Annotated in this window: 19 protein-coding genes and 5 tRNA genes; 8 read left to right on the top strand and 16 right to left on the bottom strand. The window is 48.6% G+C overall.

Features of this window, described 5'->3' with window-relative positions:
• Positions 1-112 precede the first annotated feature (112 nt).
• Positions 113-1,525, bottom strand: a complete 1,413-nt coding sequence (locus CBE68_RS14175) for an exonuclease domain-containing protein (RefSeq protein ID WP_087506757.1) — start codon at positions 1,523-1,525, stop codon at positions 113-115.
• Between the two features lie 91 nt (positions 1,526-1,616).
• On the opposite strand from CBE68_RS14175, the gene CBE68_RS14170 reads away from it, so the two are divergent.
• Positions 1,617-2,195 (top strand): hypothetical protein, encoded by a 579-nt coding sequence (locus CBE68_RS14170; RefSeq protein WP_087506756.1) that lies wholly within the window; start codon positions 1,617-1,619, stop codon positions 2,193-2,195.
• A gap of 21 nt (positions 2,196-2,216) precedes the next feature.
• Here the strand turns inward: CBE68_RS14170 and ggt are convergent, their stop codons facing one another.
• Entirely contained in the window at positions 2,217-3,995 is a 1,779-nt protein-coding gene (gene ggt, locus CBE68_RS14165) for a gamma-glutamyltransferase (RefSeq protein WP_229744765.1), read from the bottom strand.
• Between the two features lie 17 nt (positions 3,996-4,012).
• Positions 4,013-4,648: a hypothetical protein gene (locus CBE68_RS14160; RefSeq protein ID WP_087506755.1), complete on the bottom strand. Its 636-nt coding sequence runs from the start codon at positions 4,646-4,648 to the stop codon at positions 4,013-4,015.
• A gap of 66 nt (positions 4,649-4,714) precedes the next feature.
• Between CBE68_RS14160 and CBE68_RS14155 the strand changes: the two genes are divergently transcribed.
• The 3 genes from CBE68_RS14155 to CBE68_RS14145 are packed head-to-tail and all read left to right on the top strand — an operon-like array spanning position 4,715 to position 6,401.
• Positions 4,715-5,053: a hypothetical protein gene (locus CBE68_RS14155; RefSeq protein WP_087506754.1), complete on the top strand. Its 339-nt coding sequence runs from the start codon at positions 4,715-4,717 to the stop codon at positions 5,051-5,053.
• A 47-nt stretch (positions 5,054-5,100) separates the two neighbouring features.
• Positions 5,101-5,469, top strand: a complete 369-nt coding sequence (gene folX / locus CBE68_RS14150; protein WP_087506753.1) for a dihydroneopterin triphosphate 2'-epimerase — start codon at positions 5,101-5,103, stop codon at positions 5,467-5,469.
• 26 nt (positions 5,470-5,495) lie between these two features.
• Positions 5,496-6,401 carry a TIGR01777 family oxidoreductase gene (locus tag CBE68_RS14145; RefSeq protein ID WP_087506752.1) on the top strand — a complete coding sequence of 302 codons (906 nt, stop codon included), beginning with the start codon at positions 5,496-5,498 and terminating at the stop codon, positions 6,399-6,401.
• Here CBE68_RS14145 and CBE68_RS14140 read toward each other — a convergent pair.
• The 3 genes from CBE68_RS14140 to CBE68_RS14130 all read right to left on the bottom strand — a co-directional run bounded on the left by CBE68_RS14140 (position 6,387) and on the right by CBE68_RS14130 (position 10,736).
• Positions 6,387-7,442: a glycosyl hydrolase family 17 protein gene (locus CBE68_RS14140; RefSeq protein ID WP_229744764.1), complete on the bottom strand. Its 1,056-nt coding sequence runs from the start codon at positions 7,440-7,442 to the stop codon at positions 6,387-6,389. The genes CBE68_RS14145 and CBE68_RS14140 overlap by 15 nt on opposite strands.
• Positions 7,443-7,566: 124 nt before the next feature.
• The gene (locus CBE68_RS14135; RefSeq protein ID WP_087506751.1) at positions 7,567-10,047 is read right to left on the bottom strand and encodes an ABC transporter permease; all 2,481 of its coding nucleotides are present in this window, start codon (positions 10,045-10,047) and stop codon (positions 7,567-7,569) included.
• Entirely contained in the window at positions 10,044-10,736 is a 693-nt protein-coding gene (locus CBE68_RS14130; RefSeq protein ID WP_087506750.1) for an ABC transporter ATP-binding protein, read from the bottom strand. The genes CBE68_RS14135 and CBE68_RS14130 overlap by 4 nt, the downstream gene beginning before the upstream one ends.
• Here CBE68_RS14130 and CBE68_RS14125 point away from each other — a divergent pair.
• Entirely contained in the window at positions 10,735-11,358 is a 624-nt protein-coding gene (locus tag CBE68_RS14125; protein ID WP_087506749.1) for an arylesterase, read from the top strand. The two genes, CBE68_RS14130 and CBE68_RS14125, sit on opposite strands and share 2 nt — an antisense overlap.
• Positions 11,359-11,628: 270 nt before the next feature.
• Positions 11,629-11,934, top strand: coding sequence for a DUF3718 domain-containing protein (locus CBE68_RS14120; RefSeq protein WP_158100619.1), 306 nt, complete (start codon positions 11,629-11,631; stop codon positions 11,932-11,934).
• Positions 11,935-12,003: 69 nt separating this feature from the next.
• On the opposite strand, the gene CBE68_RS14115 is transcribed toward CBE68_RS14120, so the two are convergent.
• The gene (locus CBE68_RS14115; RefSeq protein WP_158100618.1) at positions 12,004-14,010 is read right to left on the bottom strand and encodes a methyl-accepting chemotaxis protein; all 2,007 of its coding nucleotides are present in this window, start codon (positions 14,008-14,010) and stop codon (positions 12,004-12,006) included.
• A gap of 124 nt (positions 14,011-14,134) precedes the next feature.
• Between CBE68_RS14115 and CBE68_RS18760 the strand changes: the two genes are divergently transcribed.
• Together CBE68_RS18760 and CBE68_RS14110 are read left to right on the top strand one after the other, a co-directional pair.
• Positions 14,135-14,332 (top strand): hypothetical protein, encoded by a 198-nt coding sequence (locus CBE68_RS18760; protein WP_158100617.1) that lies wholly within the window; start codon positions 14,135-14,137, stop codon positions 14,330-14,332.
• Positions 14,333-14,574: 242 nt separating this feature from the next.
• Positions 14,575-14,916 (top strand): DUF3718 domain-containing protein, encoded by a 342-nt coding sequence (locus CBE68_RS14110; protein WP_158100616.1) that lies wholly within the window; start codon positions 14,575-14,577, stop codon positions 14,914-14,916.
• Positions 14,917-15,013: 97 nt separating this feature from the next.
• Here CBE68_RS14110 and CBE68_RS14105 read toward each other — a convergent pair whose 3' ends face one another.
• From CBE68_RS14105 to CBE68_RS14065, 9 genes are all read right to left on the bottom strand, one after another.
• On the bottom strand, positions 15,014-15,595 hold the full coding sequence (locus tag CBE68_RS14105) for an enoyl-CoA hydratase/isomerase family protein (RefSeq protein ID WP_087506745.1): 582 nt from the start codon (positions 15,593-15,595) through the stop codon (positions 15,014-15,016).
• Between the two features lie 233 nt (positions 15,596-15,828).
• Positions 15,829-15,904 (bottom strand) — tRNA-Ala (locus CBE68_RS14100).
• A gap of 9 nt (positions 15,905-15,913) precedes the next feature.
• Positions 15,914-15,989: transfer RNA gene (locus CBE68_RS14095), tRNA-Glu, on the bottom strand.
• A 94-nt stretch (positions 15,990-16,083) separates the two neighbouring features.
• Positions 16,084-16,159 (bottom strand) — tRNA-Glu (locus tag CBE68_RS14090).
• Positions 16,160-16,255: 96 nt separating this feature from the next.
• A tRNA-Glu gene (locus CBE68_RS14085) sits at positions 16,256-16,331 on the bottom strand.
• Positions 16,332-16,434: 103 nt separating this feature from the next.
• A tRNA-Ala gene (locus tag CBE68_RS14080) sits at positions 16,435-16,510 on the bottom strand.
• Between the two features lie 186 nt (positions 16,511-16,696).
• Entirely contained in the window at positions 16,697-19,810 is a 3,114-nt protein-coding gene (locus tag CBE68_RS14075) for an efflux RND transporter permease subunit (RefSeq protein ID WP_087506744.1), read from the bottom strand.
• A 2-nt stretch (positions 19,811-19,812) separates the two neighbouring features.
• Complete coding sequence (locus CBE68_RS14070) at positions 19,813-21,144, bottom strand: efflux RND transporter periplasmic adaptor subunit (RefSeq protein WP_158100615.1); 1,332 nt, start codon at positions 21,142-21,144, stop codon at positions 19,813-19,815.
• On the bottom strand, positions 21,137-22,627 hold the full coding sequence (locus tag CBE68_RS14065) for an efflux transporter outer membrane subunit (RefSeq protein ID WP_087506742.1): 1,491 nt from the start codon (positions 22,625-22,627) through the stop codon (positions 21,137-21,139). The genes CBE68_RS14070 and CBE68_RS14065 overlap by 8 nt, the downstream gene beginning before the upstream one ends.
• Positions 22,628-22,934: the final 307 nt, after the last annotated feature.

Genomic DNA, 22,934 nt, shown 5'->3' with positions numbered 1-22,934 from the left:
ATTGCTGATACCCAGATAGTTGATTTAGCATCAATATAGCTAAACAGAATCAAAACGCCTTGATCAGACGCTTGGATTTAACGGTGACTTCAACACACCAATAAGTAAGCAGCTATGTCACCGACCAATTAGGCAGCACCACCACATCAGGTTTAGATTTGCCGCCGAACAAATAGCGTTGCAGCAACTGGTAGCAATCACGGTCAAACGAAGGCTCGGGTGCCTGCTCTGGCAACCAATCATAAAATTCCTGCTCATCATTTAAGGTAATCAGGTGACACCATTGCCAGATCACATGAAACTGACGAATATCGCTAAAGCTATCGTGCTCACGAATACCAATTGGTCCTTCCCAAGGCCAGCTCTTGAGTTTCAACCCTTGCATCGCCAAGGTAACTCGTGTGTTGTATGCCAGTGCTTGCTCTTTTTGCTCACAGGCACCTTTACATTGCCCCAACTGCGCTTTGAAACACGCACCTTGAGTCTGCTCTAAGCCACATAATGACGGACACAATTGATAACTCTTAATCAAGCCATTGAGGGCTTTCTCTGCTTCTTTCTTAGTTTTGAACAAACCATAGTGGGCAGCCAAATCAGCCATATCAATATGATGTTCAATCGATGCGCATAGGTATCCGTGTTCATTTTGCTTGAGCCGAATGGTCTTCAATTCCTTCGCAGCGCGGCTGCGGCGATTGTGGATCGGCTTCAGTGTTTTTATTTGCTGCAGCTCTAATAACTGCGCTCCCAAGTCGCCAGCCGTTTGGCTGTAGTCAATATCAAATACTTGCAGCGACAGCTGTTGCGATTTGTGCAGCCGGTGGTCATCTTGAAAATGACTCGTCACTCGCTGATAAATATTGATGCTTTTACCAACGTACAACAGCGCGCCTTGCTCACCCCAAAATCGATAGACACCAGGACTCGTCGGTAAGCTATCGAGCACATCGCTCGGCAGGTTCGGAGGAATCGTTGGTCGCAGGATGAGCTTCGCAATCTGCTCAGTGACCCGTTCAGTGCCAAACTCGTTCAGTAAGTGTTGATAAAACATCAGGGTGGCAGCAGCATCACCCATTGCTCGGTGACGTGCTGAACAGGACAGGTCATGACGAGTAATCAACTGATCTAATCCATGCTTTCGATGCTCAGGATACATGGCCCGAGATAACTTAACGGTACACAAGTTACGAGCGTGCCATGAGCGCTCAATGCGACGGAACTCATTCTTCAGAAAACCATAATCAAATCGCGCATTGTGAGCAACAAACACGGCATCGGCGAGTTGCCGCTCGACTTCATCGGCAATTTCGTCGAACGTTGGGGCGTTGGCAAGCATTTCATCAGTCAGTCCAGTTAAGCGCTGAATAAAGGGCGTCAACGGCTGTTGCGGATTGACCAGCGATGACCAACGACTCACTTCCTGCCCTTGGGATGTTCGGATCACGGCAATTTCTGTGATCCGATCTCGTTGTGCCACTCCACCTGTGGTTTCCAAATCGACGAAAACTAACTCAGACGTTTCCATGATGCCTCATTCTATTTAGCGCAGTTGCAAGAGTACTGTATAAATACTGTATAAGGGTAGTACTTATTATCACCTGCAACGACAATTACGGATGCAAAACAGAGCTAGGGATGATGCCAAGCCAACGCCAGTATTTGTGTTGCCAGCCATTTGTCAGCTGACAAATAAACTACTATTGAAATACTCCAAACTGGTGGGTATGGTTTTGCCATCTAACCCTAATGAGAATAATTCCATGTGGCTTCGAATCGTCACTTTAATGTTGGCCGTTTTGACCCTAATTGGCTGTCAAGACAACAAACCGCAGCAAGATCCGGAAGATGTCGCGGTAGCGTTTTTCAGTGCCATTTATGTTGAAGAAGACTTGGAAAAAGCAAAGCGCTTGTCTGGACCAAAATTGGCAGAACTACTTGAGCATTATCGCAATATGGAAGCGATTAAGCGCCATGTCGTCGGCATGGAAATGGTTAATCCCGAAATCGAAGTGAAAAACAGTAGTGCCGACTTTTTTCGCCGCCTCGACCAAGATGTTTGGGTTGAGCTTCACTTCACCTCAAAAGTCGGACGCAGCACCATCATGGACGTTCGCGTTGTCCATTTATCACAGCAATTTGCCAACACTTGGGTGGTTCACAAAATAGATGCCGATCCGTTTGCTACCAACGGCTAGCATTGGCCGCCGGTAGCTCGGTCACTTCGACAGTCCCAAAGCGACTCCTTCGCGGCGCGGATCAGCGCCGCCAAGCCAACCTTGTTTTACTTTCTGAATACCGTGTAAGCCAGAATTCAAATCACGTTGTTGCAACTCATAGCCCATTGATTCTAACTGCTCTACCGTTTGTTGCGGCCAGCCGCCCTTTTCCAATGCCAAGTAATCATTGCGGTGAGTCACCTTGGCCATATTAATCGCCTGCTGAATGTCGAGTTTGCCATCGAGCACGGCAATCAAGGTTTGCGCAACATAGTTGATAATTCGGCTGCCTCCGGGAGAACCAACCACCAGTTCCAGTTCGCCGGCTTGGTCGAATACCATCACAGGCGCCATTGAACTGCGAGGTCGTTTGCCTGCGGCAACGGCATTTGGCACTAATGTGCCATCACGCGATGGCGAGAACGAAAAATCGGTTAATTGGTTGTTGAGCAAGAAACCATTAACCATCAAGCCAGAGCCAAATGCCATTTCGATACTTGTGGTCATTGACACCGCGTTGCCTTCACCATCAACAATGCTCAAGTGCGAGGTGCTGGGTAGTTCCGGAGACACGCCTGCAGCCCGAGGCGCACTCATGACATGACCAGCTTGGGCTTTGCCCATATCTTTATTGGCCTTAATCAGCTGACGGCGTTCAGCGATGTAACTGTCGGCCAATAGTTCGTTGACCGGCACTTTGACAAAATCGGGATCGCCGATGTAGCGGTTACGATCGGCGAATGCCAGCCTTGACGCTTGAGCAAACTGATGCACCGCGCCAACACTGCCAGTAGCCAAGTCGCTCATGTCGCGCGCTTCAAGCAACTTCATTAGTTGAGCCACGGCAATACCGCCGGAGCTCGGCGGTGCCATCGAACAAACCTGATACTGATGATAACCGGCACACAAAGGCGCTCGACGTTTGGGTTGATAGCCGGCCAAATCAGTTATCGTCAGGTCGCCCGGGTTAATTGCCGCCTGTTGCACGGCTGAAACTAACTGTTCGGCCAGTTTGCCTTGGTAGAACGCCTCGCTGCCGTGCTTGGCAATGATTCGCATCGTTGCCGCTAACTGAGGATTTTTCAGTAACTGGCCGGCTTGAAGAGGCTCCCCATCGGGGTAAAAATAACTGGCTGCGGGCTCCAGCTTAACCAACCCAGGATTGTAACGTTTGGCCAACAAACCGGCCAACCGTGGCGATACTTCAAAGCCGTTTTCGGCCAGCTTGATAGCAGGCTCAATGAGCTTAGCCCACGGCAGTTTGCCGTCACGCTCATGGGCTTGCGCCATCATGGCAACAACACCAGGGACGCCAACTGACTGCCCCCCAACCAAGGCATCAATCCAGCGCTTCGGTTTCCCTTCATCATTCAAAAACCGATCGGCCTTGGCCGCTGCTGGCGCCGTTTCTCGGCCATCAAAGGTAAGTAGCTGCTGTTGTTCTTGATCGTATAACAGCATAAATGCGCCGCCGCCAATACCACTTGATTGCGGTTCGACTAACGTCAGCACAAACTGCGCGGCAATCGCTGCATCTACAGCAGAGCCGCCCGCGGTTAGCATTGCAAGAGCGGCTTCAGAGGCATGAGGATTTGCCGTCACCACCATGGCTTGATCAGCATAAACCGCCTGATGTTGAGTAACTGCAGTGGTTACTTCCGGGTCAAGGACAGTGTCGGCGTAAGCAGTCGAAGCCACCAACAGCATTAGCGCAAACAGAGCTTGAACAAAAGCATTGAATCGCTTCAAGACTGGGCGTTGAGAAAACGGGTTATTCATCAATATCAATCGCTATCTTACTGTTTCGCTTTCTTGTGATGAGCAATGATCGCTTGTTCGAGACGAGTAATCTCTTCTTCAGATAGCTCTCCAGATTCAATCAAGCGGGCAATGTGCTCAACATACTGCTGTTGCATTTTGTCCAAGAACCCTTTGGCTTGTTGTTCAGCTTCTGCCGCCATTTCAGCTGCGCCCTCAGAAAGTTCCCCCATGTTTTGTTCAAGCTCGCGTTGGTATTCATCCCCGTGTTGCTGCAGCTCTTGCTGTAGGTCAGACAAGTCGTCCCCTAACGATTTAAGGAGATGATCCAAAGCTTCAACACTGCGACTTAAGCTTGGTGAAATAGGCTCTGGTGCCGGCGGTTCAATGCTTTCGAGCATTTCAATCACTTCTAAACGCAGTTCACGAGGCAAGTCGGCAAGGGACTTGGCCAGCGCATCACGGTCACTCAACTCAGTAACCGGCAATTCAAATTGATATTTCTGTTTCGACGACACGACATCAATCACCATGAGTTCAGACTGAGGAAACTCAACGGATAAATTGGTCAAGGTTTCTGGCTCTGAGCAGGCAACTAACGTAAGAGTTGCCATCGCAATCAGCAATTTAGTGGCATGACGCCAAGCCAATTTCAAGGCGGTTAATGGAGACATAAGACATCCTGACTTAACGAATTGAAGAGATGGGTGATGATGTGTTGTCGTTCAGTATACCTATGGATGAAACTCGACCCAACAGCAACAAACAAACTGTGCATCCACCATCGTCATTTGATAGCTTATAACCACCACCAATTGCTCAAGGAAGAAATGATGTCTGGTACTACCCTTGCGTTTTTAATCGTTGTCACCGTTGTTTTTGGCGGCGGAATTTTGCGTCTAATCGAAAAACAAATGAAATTTAAAGATGCTCCTAAGGCAAAAGAGCTTGAGGCTAAACTCGCTCAACTCGAGCAAACCACGATTGCTAGTTTGCAACAACGGATCCAAGTGCTGGAAAAAATCGTAACGGATGAAGGATATGAGTTGCGCAAAACGATCAACAAGCTGGACCAATAGCACCGCTTAAGGCAACTCATTAATGCATTAAACAATAAGGAATCATTATGCAGGGCGCCATCGCCACTATTCGGGTTAAAAACCTTAGACTTCGCACCTATATCGGTATTAAGCAAGAAGAAATCGAAAACAAGCAAGACGTAGTCGTCAACGTCATCATCAATTACCCCGCTGATAACGCGACCGAGTCGGACAACATGGACGATGCACTCAACTATCGCACCATCACCAAAAAAATAATTGCGTTGATTGAGTCAAACCGATTCTCGCTATTGGAAAAGTTGACCGCAGATGTACTAGCGATTGCGACCGAGCATCCTTGGGTGGAAAGCGCGTCAGTTGAAATCGACAAACCACATGCGTTGCGGTTTGCCGACTCGGTCTCAATGAGCTTGAGTTACACTAAACCCAAATAACTAGCCATCAGTGAGGGCATCAAATCATGCGTATTCTCGTGACAGGCGGTACCGGCTTTATCGGCCAACATTTGATTGCCCAATTACCTCAAGACTGCCATGTCACTGTGCTTACGCGACGCCCAGAGGTTGCCAAACAATTGTGGCAAGAACGTGTCGTCGCCATTGGTTCATTGCCTAGTGTTGATGAATTTGAGCAATACGACGCGGTCATCAACCTCGCTGGCGAGCCCATTGCAGACAAACGCTGGAGCCAGCAGCAGAAGCGTAGAATATGTGACAGCCGGTGGACTTTAACTGAGAAAATTGCTGATGCTATACAAGCTTGCGCCTCGCCACCTGTGTTCATCAGTGGCTCAGCCATTGGTTATTATGGTGATCAGCAACAACGAGTGGTTGATGAGGCAACCCAACCAGACCAACAGTTACTAGCTGATGACTTCGCTCATCGAGTGTGTGCCGAATGGGAAAAACGCGCGGCGCGTGTTGCTCAGCAAACCCGAGTTTGTATCGTCCGAACCGGTATCGTCTTATCCCCCGGCTTTGGCGCTATGAAGAAAATGCTGCCACCCTACCGTTTGGGGCTCGGAGGGCCAATGGGAACTGGGCAACAATTCATGAGTTGGATTCATATTGACGATATGGTGGCGCTGCTATTGTTTTTGTTAAACAATCCAAAGGCCAGTGGCATCTATAATGCCACGGCGCCAAGTCCGGTGACCAACAGAGTGTTCAGCAGGCAACTGGCGGCAACCTTAAAACGACCCCACGTTTTCACTACACCAGCTTTTGTCCTCAAGCTAGCGTTTGGCGAAATGGCCAACTTGCTGTTGACCGGTCAGCAGGTGAAACCAACCCGATTACTCGAAGCTGGTTTTGAATTTCAATATCCAGAGCTTCAAGGGGCGCTAACTAACTTACTGCGCGACTAAGTCTGGGAAGTAAGAAGCCACAGCCTGTTTCGGAGTGCGGTCGGAGCGGAAAATACCCCAATTTTTTTCGGCAATGCCATCGGGCTTATCTTCTCCACCCTTCCACTTTTCATCGAAGGCCTCGAACAAGAATGAAGCGATGTGGCGTTGTTCTAGCCACGCATTGTATTCTTTGAGAAAAACAGCTTGTGCTTGTTCACTGGCCTCACCAATGATAAGACGCTCATCGCCATTGGTCGAAATGGAGCTGGTCGCCCAACCCGATTCACCTAACACGATTTGCTTATTTGGGTATCTGGCCTGAATATCATCGTAGATAGTCGCGGTCCAGTTGACGGCGTTTTCCAAGGTTTGCGAATTCCACATCGCATATGCGTGGAGTACGATAAAGTCTAACTCTGCGGCAATGGCTTGACTCCAAGGCTTGTTCCAAAAATTGTAATCATCTGCCAGTGTCACCGGCACATCAACCGCTTGTTTGATTCGGTCAATCCAACCGATATACATGTCATAGTCTTGCTGACCAAACTTGTGCCATGACCAATCGACGAAGATTTCATTGCCAGCATTCACTGCCACAACAACATCAGGGTATTCATTAGCAAGCCGAATAACTTCGCTGATTTGCTGTTCATTTTCCTGCGCGGTTTGATGGCCCGATAACCAGGCGCCTTGCATTACTCGGACAGGCAACTGGTGTTTTCGAATGACCCGTAGTACTTGCTCACTTGCCGGATCGGCACCATACATCCGGATCAAATGCCAAGACTTGCTGCCCTTTTGGGTCAAAATAGTCAAATCTTCGAGAATGTCCGCTTCACTACTGACACTTGCTTTGTGAGGGCTCTCGCCATCGCGATAGGAACCATACGAGATGCCTAAGCCAATCCATTTTCCATCAATGGTTGGGTTAAACACCTGCTCTGGTTGAATGACTTTGCCATTGTCGGAGCTTTGGTTTTGGTGAGCATCATTAGCGGCACCGCAACCGCTAACAATCATGGAAGTGGCTAAAGCCAAAGTAACAAGTAATCTTTTCATGTAAGCGCTTTCTTGAGTGTTTGAGCGAGAGTTTAGAGCAACTGAAAGCAGAATAATGTGATCAAATTTGAAGAAGCCGCAGCTGGTTCAGCTGCGGCAACGAATGCCAACACCGCTAAGCGGTCTAACCACCACTGATTTGCTGACGCAAACGGGTCAGTGCTCCTTCGCGCAACATTCGTCGACACTGAAGCCAACCAATGCTAGTGATGATCCCGGCGGCAAATCCAGGCCCCAACAGCCAGAGGCTAAAGTGAGGTTGGGCGGATAGCTTAAACAGCAGTACAAATACACCAGCCAATAGCATTTCGCTGGCGATCACGGCCACCCCACCGGCAATAAAACCAAGCACCAAAAATTCAAACAAGGTACTGCGAATTAGTACCGCGCGCCCAGCCCCGAGCGTTTGCATCGTGATCAGCTCTTGTTGGCGGGCATCCATACCAGCTCGTACTTGAGCGATTAGCAGCAAACCAGCAGCGGCAGTGACCAGCACCAACACCACAGTCATCGCCATTGTCGATTGCTTCAAAATTGATTCAACCCGGGCAATCGCCTCGTCCACATCAATCAAGGTGACATTGGGAAATGCCCTAATCAAATCAGCGGCCAACGTTTTTTGTGACTCGGTCAGATGAAAGCTGGCAAGGTAGCTGGCAGCAAAAGGAGCCAATACATCATCAGACAAAATCATGTAGAAATTCGGCCGCATACTGTTCCAATCGACTTTCCGTAAACTAGTCACAGTGGCAGAGGCTGGCACACCGGCAATATCAAAAGTAAGCACATCACCCAATTTGATATTCAGTCGCTCGGCAAGTTGGCTTTCAACTGATACCTGACCGCTACCGGTTAAGAATTCGCCCTGCTCTATCTCATTCCCTTCGGGCAATTGCGAACGCATGGTTAAACTCAGCTCACGACGAATGCTGCGACGGGCTATTTCGTCATCTTTACTGACTAATTGGCGAATCGGCTCGGCATTGATGGCATCAAGGCGGCCTCGCACTACAGGGTACATATAGCTCGTCCCTATGTTTTGTTGCTGCAACCAGCTGTCAAAGCCATCAACCTGATGCTGCTGAATATTGAGCGCAAAACGATTCGCTGCTCCCTCTGGCATTTGGCTACGCCATTGGTCAATCAAATCGCCGCGGACGTAGTAAATGCTCATCACCATCAAGCTCGCTAAGGTAAACCCGGCAAGTAACAAGCGATTTTCTGTCATTCGTCGTTGAACATTTCGTACCGCTAATCGCCAACTCAGTTTTTGACCTTGAGATAAACGGCTCAAACCTGCGATAAGGCCAAGGCTGGCAAGTGCCACCAAGACGATACTCAACGCACCAGCAAGCAATAGCAGTAGCGCCAGCAACCAGCTTTTGGCAAAACTCATTAGCAGGCCGAAAACTGCCGCCAACTGTAACAAGCGCCAACCCCAACTGGGTTGAATGGTGACCGCGCCATGCCCTTGGATCAAAGCACTTGAAGGGGTTGCCAGCAGTTGCTTGAATGGCAGCCAACAAAACAGCACGCAACCACCACAAGCGGCGATGATGCTCAACAGCGCCGCTGATCCAACCAACTGGACGCTGAGATTGGGCATTATCTCGGCAATTTGTTCGGCAAGTATGAGCAGCAAACTGTGCGAAGCGCCAATACCAACAATAATGGCACTGACGAAAACGCTTAACATCAGCAGGCTATAACGCAGGATCAAATCCTGACGAGCTTGGCCGAAGGCTTTGAGCAAGGCCACTTCCCGCCGTTGGCGCTCAGTGAAGCGCTGACAAATGACGGCCATGGCCGCCAATGTCAACAACACAGTCAGCAATCCAGCCAAACGAAGAAAGGTGTCTGAGCGCTTCAGCGCTCGGGAAAAAGCAAAATCATCATCACTAACACCACGATAGCGATAGATTTCTGGTAACTGTGGCTTTAACCACTGATCGAAAGCCGACAGCGGCTCATCATCACCAGTGAGCAGATAGCGATACGCCAAACGGCTCCCCGGTTGCACAATACCAGTAGCGTCAACATCAGCTAACCGCATCAACAACGAAGGCAAATTACCAAATACGCTCAAGCCACTGTCTGGCTCACGAATAATCCAGCCCTGAAGGGTAAACGTCGCCTGCCCTAGCTCAATTTGATCGCCTAACTCAACGGCCAGTAGTTCGCGCAAACGTTGATCGGCATAAACCACTCCAGACTCAGGTAGTTCGGCAGTGATACCGTTAGCTGTTTGCACTCGAAGCTCGCCTTTGGCAGGGTAGTTATCATCAACCGCTTTGGTTGACACCAACTGCATCGGCGCATCCATGGATTGGCCAGCAAACACCATGGAGTTGAACAACCACTGTTCACTGATACGCAAGTTTTGCTGCTCTGCGTGTGCTAACCACTCAGGCTTGGACGGGCGCGTACCGCTGAGGATCCGGTCAGCGCCCATGAGCTCAGCACTGGTCTTGATCAACGACTGCTGCATCAACACGCCAACAGAAGTGAGGCTATAGCAAGCAAAGATCGCCAGAGCTACCGAGACAAACAACAACCAGGTTTCTGTTTGCCGCCAATGCTGCCAGATTGCTTTCAATGCATTCATGGCGTGGTCTCCGTCAATACCCCTGCTTGCATGCGGTACTGGAATTGACACTGTTGCGCCAAGCCATTGTCATGGGTGACTAGTATTAAGGTTGTTTGCTGCTCGGCATGGGTCTTAAACAGCAGTTCATTGACTGCAAGACCGGTTTGACTATCGAGGTTACCGGTAGGCTCATCGGCAAACACCAGCTTAGGATCAGTGACAAACGCGCGAGCAATTGCCACCCGTTGTTGCTCACCACCAGATAACTCCGATGGTTTATGGCTAGCTCGGCTAGCCAACCCTACTTTATCAAGCCACGCCATTGCCCTGTCTCGGGCATCGGCCATCCCATTGAGTTCTGCCGGTAACATCACATTTTCCACGGCAGTCAACGCAGGCAATAACATAAACGATTGAAACACAAAACCAACTTGACCGGCTCGGACAGCCGCTCGACCATCTTCGTCAAGGTTGTCAATACGCTGCCCCAACAAGGTCATTTGACCACTCGAAGGCCGATCCAATCCCGCCAGCAAACTCAGTAACGTCGACTTACCAGAGCCTGACGCTCCCACCACACTGGCAGTAGTCCCTGACTTGACTTTCAATTCTGTGGGTTGAAGTATGGTGAGATTATGCGCCTCAGTAGCAACTTGTTTGCTGATCCCTTCAGCATGCAATACGAATTCCGGAGTTTGGTACGTCATGTGGAAAAGTCTTCTCGTAAGTTTGTTATTTTTTTCTTCAACGTCATTTGCCGCCACTGTGCTCATTTACGGTGACAGTTTAAGTGCTGGCTATGGCTTAGAGCCCGAGCAATCTTGGCCTGCTCTGATCGCCGAACGTTGGCAGGGTGAACCGTGGCAAGTGGTCAATGCCAGTGTCAGCGGCGAAACAACCCAGGGCGGCCTGGCTCGGCTACCAACAACGCTCAAAGCACACCAACCAGCCCTAGTGTTTCTTCAACTTGGTGCGAATGACGGCCTTCGTGGCTACCGTTTAACCGACAGTAAAACCAACCTCAACCGCATGATCGACCTCATTGAGGAGCAAGGTGGTGAGGTTATCTTGGCTGAAATCATGATCCCGCCCAACTATGGCCCACGCTATAGTCAAGCTTTCACTGCTATGTTCAGCGACGTAGCTAAGCAACAACAAATTGAATTATTGCCGTTTTTTCTTCAGACAATTGCAATCAAAGACGACTTGATGCAAGCCGACGGACTACACCCAAATGCCAAGGCTCAACCGCTTATTGCTGACATCATAGAACCTTTGTTACGACGTCATATCAAGTCGATCAACGATAAAAATGGCGCTCAAATGTAACTAGTTATAAATGAGAGGCATTACAAAACACATTTGCCAGACTTGAGTAATTACTTTAAACCCAGCTCTGGCAAGGGTTAGCTATGCATTTCGGTGATTGCATACAACATACACATATTTCAATGACATATTCGCTCATTTAGTCGACATCCAATCTCACATTCTCGGCTCTAGACTCTGCGCCAAGGGTTAAAACAATCCCTCGGCCATTTACCTGATCTGTCAAATCAATGCGGCCGCTAACAAACAAAAGCTATGGAGAGAATTGTCATGATGAAGAAGCTCGCTGCTACAGCACTCACAACAACCGTTCTTATTGCATCACAAGCGCAAGCCGCGATGGACCCATATGTCGAGAAGGCATTACAAGATGTCTGTCAGTCGGCAATTAGTAATCGGGTAGCATCACTTCGAGATACCATTCAAGAGTATCGCTTGGATGTCGAAGATGTGGCCAATAAAGTAGTTTGTAACGGCATGCCAATCGCCGAATTTGCCGCTGAGCATAACTCGCACAATATTGCTCAGTACCTCAATCAACGCCTTGAGCATGGCGAGCTGTTGGTAATGAATTAATTACGCCGCGCGATTGTAGGCTGAATCAAATATTAAGGCTCACTGCGCCATCGCAGTGAGCCTTTTTGATTATTGCAATTGGAATTCTGAAATGTGCTGGTGCAGCATTGAAGCTGTTTGCTGCAGGCGCTGAGTTGACCGAGTTGTTCCTTCAGTTTTGCCCTGAATACCGCGACTATCATCCGATAGCGAGGTTACCCTCTCATTGATCTCTTCAGCGACGGAAGTTTGCTCCTCTGTTGCGGTCGCAATCTGAATCGACTGCGCCATAATTTGGTCGAGTTCAGCTTTCATTGACTCTAACGCCGTCGAATTGGATTCGACAATGGTAACTGCTCGAGTATTCTCCTCCTGCAGCGCGCTCATATTGGCAGTCACTGACTTTGATTCGGCCTGCAACTTTTCGATCTGGCTACGAATGGTTTCGGTCGACTCCTGAGTCCGATAAGCGAGACTTCTGACTTCATCTGCCACCACGGCAAAACCACGCCCTTGCTCTCCTGCTCGCGCAGCTTCAATGGCAGCATTCAAGGCGAGTAAATTGGTCTGCTCCGCAATCCCTTGAATCATGGTAGCAACATCGGTGATCGCTTCCGTTTCTTTCACCAACCGCATCATCACTTCTTGAGTGTTGCCAAGTTCGACCGTCAAGCTATCCATGATTTCTCTGCTAGCTTGGGCATTCTCAAAGCTGGTCACCGATGACTGATGAGCACGCTCAACCGCTTCAGATGAATGCGATGCCATGGTGGCAACCTCGGTAATGGTGCTCGACATTTCATTAATTGCCACTGAGATACTCTCTGTGGCTTTGAACTGGTGCTCTGAAAGACCAACGGATTCATCCATCAGCACTGCCATTGAGTCACTGGTGTCATGAATGCTGTTGGCTTCCTCTTGGACATTCATCAACGCTTGCCGCAAACGTCCCAATAAATCGGCAAACACCTGACTCAGTTCGCTCAACTCATCTTTACCACTGGTATCTAGCGCCACCGTCATGTTCTTGTCTTGCGCGACTTGGCGAAACACCTTCACCAAACCAGAGAGCGGTTGGGTAATGCTTTTTGCAATCACGGTAGAGAGGAAGATCACCAATACCAAGATGCCAAGCCCCAATAGTATCGCTTGAATAGCAGTCGACTCTGCATCATCGATAAGCCGGTCTTTAGTTTCAATCAACTCAGAGACGACTTGGCTAATGGCGTCATCAAAGGCGTCAAATTGAGTTTGGCTAAGTCGCTCTAAATCAACGTCTGCATCAATAATCAACGGCTTATTTTGGGTTTGGTAAACATTTGAACGTGCTTTCAGTGCGACATCATCCCAACGCTTTTGATTCGCACTATTCATCATGGCCGTCAGAACACCTGCCGACTTAGCGGTCGCAAAGTTAAAAAATCGCACGTATGCCTTGTTGTATTTTTGATAGCCACTCATGATTTCACCAAAGATATAGATGTCCATGGCATTATCTCTGGCAAGCCCAATCATGCTGTTGTGGAATGTGGCTTCAACATTCATTGCAATCAAATTAGTGTACGCATTTGCTATTCGCGAAACCTGCTCCTGCTGAGTGGCAATCACTGCAACTTGATTCATTGAGTCGGCTACTTTGCGGACCATTTCATTGAAAAAGTACATGGTGTGAATATCACCACCCACCTTATCCTTGTATGCGCTGCTTTTATGTAGTTTTTGATCGGCCGCTTGTCTGACATATTGCATCCTATCGACCAGTGGTAGAAAGATCTCAATATCATTCATCAGCGCTTGGTAACTGCGCAGCGTTTCAAGATGGTTATTGATAAACTGCAAAAACGCGCGCTGGTGCTGCTCTGTTTGCCGGCGCTTTGACAACATTTGCTGTTTAGCCATATTGATATCATTACCACGGCTATCAAGATAAATCCGGGTGTAATAGGATTCTTGTAAAGATGCCGTTATAAATGGATACGCCACGTCAGCGTAATCCAACGCTGTATTCAGCTGCTGTAATTTACTAATCTGCTCCCTTGATTCGAACACTGACTGTAACGACAGCCCTGCGATTGCCAGTAGTGGCAATAAAATCAATAGGATAATTCTTGTTTGTATTCTTAACGATCGAAAATGTCGCATATAGTCACTCGATATCTCTCTAGCCTTGGTACTTCGAAGGAAATAAAACCACACTAACAAGTACCAAATCCGAGACTCCGTGCAAAGTTTATTGTTAACAACAAACATTAAATTTAAAAACCGTGGTGTAGTTAACATCTCTGCAACAGCCGTTTTTGTTGCTCGCCAGGCGAGCAATAACGACAGAAGAGCAAGTGCTTGCGCGTGTAGTGATGTTCAAATCAGGAAGTCAGGCGAAGGAAGTCAAGACGATTTCAATGATGAAAGGCAAGAATAACCGGATTTAATCCGGTCAAAATGTAACCAATTCTTTAACCAAGTAACCAATTGTAAATGCGAGAATGCTTATCAATAACACCAATGTGGTCCTAGCTTGCTGAGTATAGAGGCATTTAACAAAGTTGCATGCAATATACCCAAAAATGACATGGTTTTATGTTACATGTGGCAACACCCAGAACCCTTTGTTTAAGCTTTACTAAGGCTTTCAGCAACCAACCAATAAGCTGGAGACACACAATGAACAAGGTATGTTTGACAGTCGCAGCAGCGACTATGGGTATGGCATCTGTTGCAACATCAACTGCAGCGATGGACCCTTATGTGGAAAACGCCCTGGTAGATATTTGCCTGAGCAGCCAAAGTAATCGAGTCCACACTTTCAAAACCACCGTGGCTAGTTATCGCATTGATATGCAATTAGTAGCCAACAATGTTGTTTGTAATGGTGAAGATATTGGCAGCTTTGCCGCTGAAGCTGGCGCAGACCGGACTGCCAACTATATTCGTAGCAAGCAAGAAGGTTATGTTGAAGTGCACGACATTGCTCAAAAACTGGCGGTAACCGTTCCCCAAGCCTAGCACCATGATGCGATAAAAAAACCAGAACGACAGTTCTGGTTTTTTGTTGCCTTATAGCAATCTAAATAGTTTAACGGCCTTCAAACCTGCGATGGTATCAATCGTTGACGTCTTGAACATTGACAACTAATTGCTCCCAGTTTCGTTGATTGTCGATATCAAATTGAGCACCTTGATCGTTGGCCCATTGAAAGCGGGTAACCGCTGATGTTTTGCTAGTGGCCTGATACAGCCAGTAGGCCTCCGCTTTAAGTGCTTGTTCAATTAGCAAGTCAATCGATTCGTAAACCGCCTGCTTACAGGCATTGATAGAGTCGGCTGGCCACTGGGCGATGCGACGAGCAAAACCTTCCAGCTTGGCGATGGTAGCTTGTGGCAATTTACTAACTCGCTCACAAACCGCTTGTAGGTCGAGTACCTTAGCCTCATCTCGCGAAATAGCATCGCGACTCATTTCTTTGAGTAAATCGGTGTCATAGTGACATACCCAGATTTCTGGGTGAGCCGACTGAAAAACGACAACCTTAATGCTGCGATCACGCTCAAGCCGAAAAGCCAAACTATTCAGATCAGCTAACATCTCTTGCCCTTGAACATTAACCGGAGGGTAATCGAATGTAACCCAAGCTATCCCGGCATCGATTTCAACCTTAAAAGTCGTAAAATTTTGGTAAGCCATACTCTCAACCTAGGCTCTGCGACCGGCGCAGCCTTTATCAATGAAAGAAGCACCAAACACCAATCAGCCAGTATTTGACCGCGTGCTAACGACCCGTTAAAAGTTAGTTAAGTGTTGTGAGTTAGTGAATTCAAAGAGCTAAGAAAGAGAATATGGAAATAATTGATAATCCGCTCACGGAACCAGTCCGCACGGATGTTTCAAATAGATAAAGAGAGAATGCTGAAAGAGTTTGGTGGAGCTACGCGGGATCGAACCGCGGACCTCTTGCATGCCATGCAAGCGCTCTCCCAGCTGAGCTATAGCCCCGGAAAGAAATGGTATCCCGTAGGGGATTCGAACCCCTGTTGCCGCCGTGAAAGGGCGGAGTCCTAGGCCTCTAGACGAACGGGACACACAATAGTGCGACCTTTTTACGTCTGCCAGAGCAAACGCTGGCCTAAACGTATCGATTTAGTTCAGATACGAAGAACTTTCCTAAAAGGAAATGGTATCCCGTAGGGGATTCGAACCCCTGTTGCCGCCGTGAAAGGGCGGAGTCCTAGGCCTCTAGACGAACGGGACACACAATAGTGCGACCTTTTTACGTCTGCCAGAGCAAACGCTGGCCTAAACGCATCGATTTAGCTCAGATACGAAGAGCTTTCCTACTGGAAAAAGTGGTATCCCGTAGGGGATTCGAACCCCTGTTGCCGCCGTGAAAGGGCGGAGTCCTAGGCCTCTAGACGAACGGGACACACAAAACTGTGTCGTTTTACATCAACTGTTTCTCGTAGCGAGAGAGGCGCCTAATTCCTCGTTGATGGCCTGTATCGAACGAATCCAATACAAACGAAATTTGGTGGAGCTAGGCAGGATCGAACTGCCGACCTCTTGCATGCCATGCAAGCGCTCTCCCAGCTGAGCTATAGCCCCAAAATGCTGACTTGAGAGAGGATATGACCCCTAGCCCTCAAGAGCGAGGCGCATTCTAAGCAGCCAGCCTTTTAGTGTCAACACTAATTTTAATAATGCTGAAATGTTTCGCGAATTTGCTCAAACTCCGACCAATCCAGCGCTCTTCATGCAACTTAGACCTTCCCTAGCAAGCAATTGTTGGCGTTACAGATCATTGCTTTTGTTACCCAAGGGATAGTAATCGCTTGCCTGAAACTGGCGCCATAAATCGCGCACTTCTATGCTAGCGACATATAAGCAAGGCACGAAGATTAAGGTAATAATAGTTGCGAGCAGCACCCCGTAGGCCAAGGATACCACCATGGGCACCAAAAACTTGGCTTGAACGCTATTGGCCCACATCATCGGTAACAAACCAATAAAGGTTGTCATCGACGTCAGTACGATTGGTCGAAAACGCAACTTACCCGCCGCTATCACCGCCTCGACGGCATTATGGCCTTTCTCTCTGAGGCGATTAATGGCATCTACCAAAACCAAATTGTCGTTGATCACAACGCCGGCTGCGGCAAGGATGCCTAGCATAGAAAACATGGAGTAAACCGTACCATGAAGCAAATGGCCGGCAATGGCGCCCATAAAGGCGAACGGCACCGCTGATAAAATCAATAAGGGCTGCATGTAAGAGCGAAATGCAATCGCCATTAACATGTAGGACACTAGCAAAGCTAACCCTTCGAGTCGCATCACCGTGGTAATGAAGTCGTCTCGCTCTTGGCCTCTGTCTCCTGAGCCAAACTTCACTTCTGGGTGACGCTTTTGCCACTGTGGAATAAAGTTGTCACGAATATCGCGATTAACGCTGTATTGATCGGTTCCGCCATATTCGGCACGCAACGACGCAACTTTTTCGCCATCGCGCCGGTAGATACGCTGCACTCCAGGCCGCTCAGTGACATCTACAACACTCATTAGAGGGATTTCACGACCATCTTTAGTCCGAATCCTCATATGCTGCAAAGTATCAATCGAATCACGTTCCTGCTTTGAGTAGCGAACTTTGACGCGAACATCGCCTGTCCAAGTCGCCAATCGATCGACCTCCTGGCCAAAATAAGCTTGTTTGACTTGCTTAGACACATCACGTAGCGAGATACCCAATTGCTCCGCGCCTGGTTTCAAAGCAAACACCATCTCGGTGCTACCTTTATCCATTGAATCTCGAATCAAGTTGATGCCCTGATACTTGCTCAGGTGATTCTTCAAGTCATTGAGTGCTAGCTTTAACGCGTCGGTATCGTTGGAGCGAATCCGAAAGCTGATTTTTGGTGAGCTAGTGTTCATGCTGGAGCGAAACTCGATTTCTTCGGCATCAGGAATATCGCCGATTAATTCCTGAAGCTTGTCAGAGGCCTGTTCAATAGTCATCGCTCTCAGCTCAGCATCAACCAACTTGAGTTCACTCATCACCCGAGTGCCCCAAACTTGGTTGTATACATGTTCAACCAGCTGGCCGCCGCTCAACTCTACTGATTCGATGAGCTGTTCACTGCCTTGATTAATTTGCTGCAGTACCTGCTCTGTGCGTTCATAGCTTGAGTTGTCCGGTAAAGTCACCATCAACTTGATCTTGTCACCGCTAATTTGCGGCATGAAAGACTGTTGGACATAGTTGTTGTTAAGCAGGTTGATACTGATCAGCAACATACCGACAAACACTGTGATGACGCCGTATTTGTGTTTGAGCAACCAAACAATAAAGCGGCCGTAGACAAAGTTAGCCAAGTACTGCATACCGTTGGCAATGCGCAGTTGCAGGCGACTAAACCAAGAGCGAGACTGCTGTTGTGGCTTGTTTTTCAAATGTCGTAAGTGGGATGGCAAAATCAGCAGCGCTTCGAACAAAGAAAATGCCAGAGCTAACACCACAACCAGAGAGATCGAACGAGTGTATTCTGCGGTACTGCCCGGAAGAAAGGCCATTGGAGCAAACACAACCATGGTGGTTAGCACCCCAAACAACACAGGTTTGGCAACGTCACTGACTCCTTTGATCGCCGCTTCATCCCCCTCTAAACCGGATTCATTGGCAAGGTGAATGCTTTCTCCGATGACTATCGCATCATCAACAACGATGCCGATGACCATTAGAAAAGCGAACAACGAGAGCATGTTTAGCGACACATCAACCGACGGCAATAGAGCAAACGACGCAGCAAAGGCCACACCGATGCCAGCGCTAACCCATAGCGCAACGGTCCGTTGCAAGAACAACATCAGTAAAATAAAGACCAGTATTAAGCCTGACGTTGCACTATTGAGAATGGTAGATAAACGTGACTGATAGGAATCATTCCAGTTTTCCCACAGGGTGAGTTTTAGTGATGGCGGCAATTGTTGGCGCTTGGACTCAAGATAGGCCTTCACGCTGTCACTCATTTTGACGATATTCATGTAGTCGGCATTCATGACTTCGACTAATACCGCTTGCTCGCCATCGAACACTGAACGGTAGCGCGCTTCCTGGACATCGTACTTCACATCAGCAACATCGCCGAGGTATAAGGTCGCGCCATTTGCAGAGCGGCGCAAAACGATGTCTTCAAACTGTTGCTGCTGCTCTGCCCTGCTACGAATGGTTAATTGCAAACTACCGGCATCATCGCGAATCATTCCAGACGATGAGTTGAGAGAGCTATTACGGATTGCGGTAGCAACTTTATCGAAGCTCAAGTTATAGAGGCGCATTTTTTGCTCAGAGATTTCGATGGAAACCTCCTCTCTATTCGCCCCCTCAAGTCGAACAGTTGAAATCAATGGTAACGCCGAAATTTCATTGCGGATCTGAACAGCAAGATGATTGAGTGTTTGTCGGTCGGCATCACCATGCAACGCGATGCGAATCATTTCTCGGCGATTGACTCGCTCACTAACCCTCGGCCGATCGGCGTCTCCGGGCAATGAATTGACGGCATTGATTTTCTCACGGACGCTATCTGCAAACTGGCGTTTATCGACACTCTCCTTGCCTTCAACCTTCACCGAGGCATAGCCTTCCCGAGCAATTGAGGTAATGCTTTTGACGTCCTCGACGCTTTTTAACGCCTGTTCGAAACGAATCAGTATCTGCTCTTCGATGTCTTTAGGACCGGCGCCAGGCCAAGACATCCGAATATCCATAATCGGCTGTTTGACCATTGGAAATGGTTCTTTTTCTACCGCAAAGAAATAACTCAGCAAGCCTGCGACAACCAGAGCCACCATGGATAAGTTTGCCGCTATCGGATTTTTAACCCACCAACGCAATACTCCGGTCATTGTTAGATATCCCCAGCTAACTTGCCCTTGCGCAGGCTTCTTTCTAGTTTGGCAGTGCCAACACCACCATCATCTTTTGATTTTTGTTGGCGTTTCTTCGGAACAATCTGCCCCTGCTCATTGGCCAACTGACTATCGATTGGCGATACAGATTTTTCGTTGGTGGGCCGCAAACTCATACCAACCGTGGCAATAGGTAAACTTGAGGTAATCACCCGGCTGCCGGCCGTTAACCCGCTCACCCATGCCCGGCCCTGATCTTTGCTAACGATGGTCACGTCGGTAACAGTCAAGCGGTTGTCATCATCAACAAGCCAGATTTTGTTTTTGTTTCGCAGAGCCTTTCGTGGAATGACCGCTAAGTCCGGCACCGAACGGCCAGCAATTTGAGCATTGACAAACAGTCCGGCAAGCAACGGAGGTTGGTCACTTCCCGGGTTCTGCAAGCCATAGGGGTCTGGCACTTCGACAACAATCTGAACCGTGCGTGTTTGACTGTCGATCAGGCCTGAACTGCGGACAATCTTGCCCTGCCAAGTTGCTTGTTGAGGACCCATTTGGCTGTATAGCTCAACCGGATAGCGCGACTGTGCATAACTGCTGCCATAGTTCAGCGGCATTCCCAACAACTGCATGTTCGCTAGGCTCAATGACAATGCGACTTCCATCAGATCGTTGGCAAACATTTTACCCAAGCTGCTATTGCGATTTACCAGCTGCCCAACGCTGACTGATTCAGACTCTATGATGCCGTTAAATGGCGCAATAATTTGGGTTCGACTCAGCGCTAGTTCGGCTTGAGCCAGGGCCGCTTTTGCTGACTCAAGTTCAGCCTTGGCATAGTTAAGTTGCGGGATTCCTCGAGCTAGTTCAGAGGCGTCGTGGCGCCCTAGTTCCATCAATTCGCGCTGAGCACTGTGAGCTTGCGCACTGGACTTGGTGAATTTCTCTGCGGCTTGGGCAACTTTGGCTTTGGCTTGAATGACACTCAGCTCATAGTCCTCGGTTTCCAATTGCACCAGCACGTCGCCCTGACGAACTTGACCACCATTGACGAAGTTGGGGTGCACGGCGACTATTTGCCCTTCCACTCTGGCTTTTAATTGCACAGAGCTCTTCGGAGTGGCGACACCTTGGGCAATCACCTGCATCACTTGCTCACCAACTGCGACTTTTTGAACAAACACCTGCGTCCGTTTGGGTTTGGTTTTGCGTTCTTCTGGAACCGGCTTGTTGGCATCGAGAACAACTAAAATTCCATAAATGATCAGGCCAAGAACAGCGACTGAAACAGCGCGTTTGGCAACTACTGATTGTTTTATAAATTTAAGCACCAACATGTTCCTCTGTGCTCGCCGCACTTCCCTGCTGGGAAGATGCGGGGGCTGTTAATAGTTGCTCATCAGCTTGCGATAGCTGCTCTTGTTGATTGACGATGCCAATGGCCAGCATCAGCGAGATACGGTTTTTCAGACGGGCAATGTTGGCAACGATCAACGCATTTTCATTGTTGATGCTACTGCGTTGGGTCGCTAGCAATTCAAAACTGGTTGCCAAGCCAAGCTCATAGTCTTGCTCAGTCTTCACCTCCGCGGCCTTTGCCTGAACCAAAGCTTCGGCCAAATGCGCCTGTCGCTCCGCCAGCAATTGTTCCTCGGTGAGGTTGTTTTCAACTTCCAGCCATGCCTTGAGTAAACTTTGTTCCAATCCCAACTTGGCAATGTCAGCTGCGGCCTTTTTCCTCTCTACTTGGGCCTCTAACTCGCCGCGGTAGAAAATTGGTTGAACCAAAGCACCAGTAACCGAGCCCAGCCAGCGGTCCAAGTCGAACAAGTCGGCAAAGTCTTGCTGATTGGTGCCATAGCTACCATTGAATGTAATTCTCGGTAACTTGGCCTTCTCAGCCGCATCAACTTCATAGCCAGCAGCCTGCACCCCTAACAATGCAGCCTGGATATCGGGCCGGTTGAGTAAAATCGATTGTGGCGTGTTGAGCACGGGAAGTGGCAGTAATTCTGGCAACTCGGTGTTCAACGTGATGATGCCACTTGGGTATTGGGCCAGCAGCAGCTGCAATCGACGTTTGTCTGCCTTTAAAGCAATTCTTGAGCTCGATAAATTGGCCCGTAAACCAGCCAAGGTATTACGACCGTTGCGAACATCGACCGAGGTCACTAAGCCTAGATCAAGGCGACGCTCAGACAGCGCCAAACGCCGTTGCTGTACAACGATATTGCGCTCGATAAGCGCTTGTCGTTGGGTAGTTTCAATGACATCTAGCCAAGCCGACAGTACTTGGCCTTGTATCGATAGCTGCAGAGCCCGCCAATCAAGCTCGCTGATCTTGGCATTTAACTCGGCTGAGTTGCTTAAATCATCGAGCCGTTGCCACAAATCCAGTTCCCAACTTGCGGTCACTGCAAGACTCGACGTATCGCGAGTTTTTTTGTTGCCGTCGTCGTCAATCTGTCGATGTGAGTGACTGGCGCGAATATCAAAGTCAGGCAACAATGCCGCCCGCCGCGTTTGCACATCGGCATTGGCTTGGCGCAGCCTTGCAATAGCAATATTGATCGATTGATTATCTCGCAGCGCCTGTTGTAAAAACTCTGCACTCTGTTCTGGCAACCTGATCCCCCAACGTGAATCAAAATCAATCGGAGACTGGCTCATGTCATCCAATTCTTGCCATTGTGTCGGAGCAAGCAATGATGATTGCGCAATCAGTTGTTCAGTTGAGGGAGTCGATGATGAGCAGCCAATTAAACAAATCAACCCAACAATCAAACATGCCTGTTTAGCAATTTGAAACCACATAGCTGCGTTGCAAGTACCTAAACTAAGATGTGAAAGAAAAAGATTGTAATCGATGGTTTTGTAAAGTTCTTAGTCAAGGTACCGGAATCTGATGTAAATAAATGTAAAGTTTTAGGCTCCGCAATGCCGATGTACCGTTAGCGGCAATCAAAATGGAGCGCATCCTGCGCTATCAAAGCACAAAAAAGCCCGGCTATTGCCGCAATGCTGATCAGTTAAGGATCGGTTGACCGATCTTCTGAACATAGGACAATCCGGTTTCCCCTTATGGAGCCGGATTTTTTTATGTCTATTACTGCCGTCCTCA

Origin of the sequence: Neiella marina (genome assembly GCF_002165625.1) — a bacterium.
GTDB lineage: Bacteria > Pseudomonadota > Gammaproteobacteria > Enterobacterales > Neiellaceae > Neiella > Neiella marina.
Note: the sequence above shows the minus strand (reverse complement) of the source record. Positions and strands in the feature narration are given on the sequence as shown.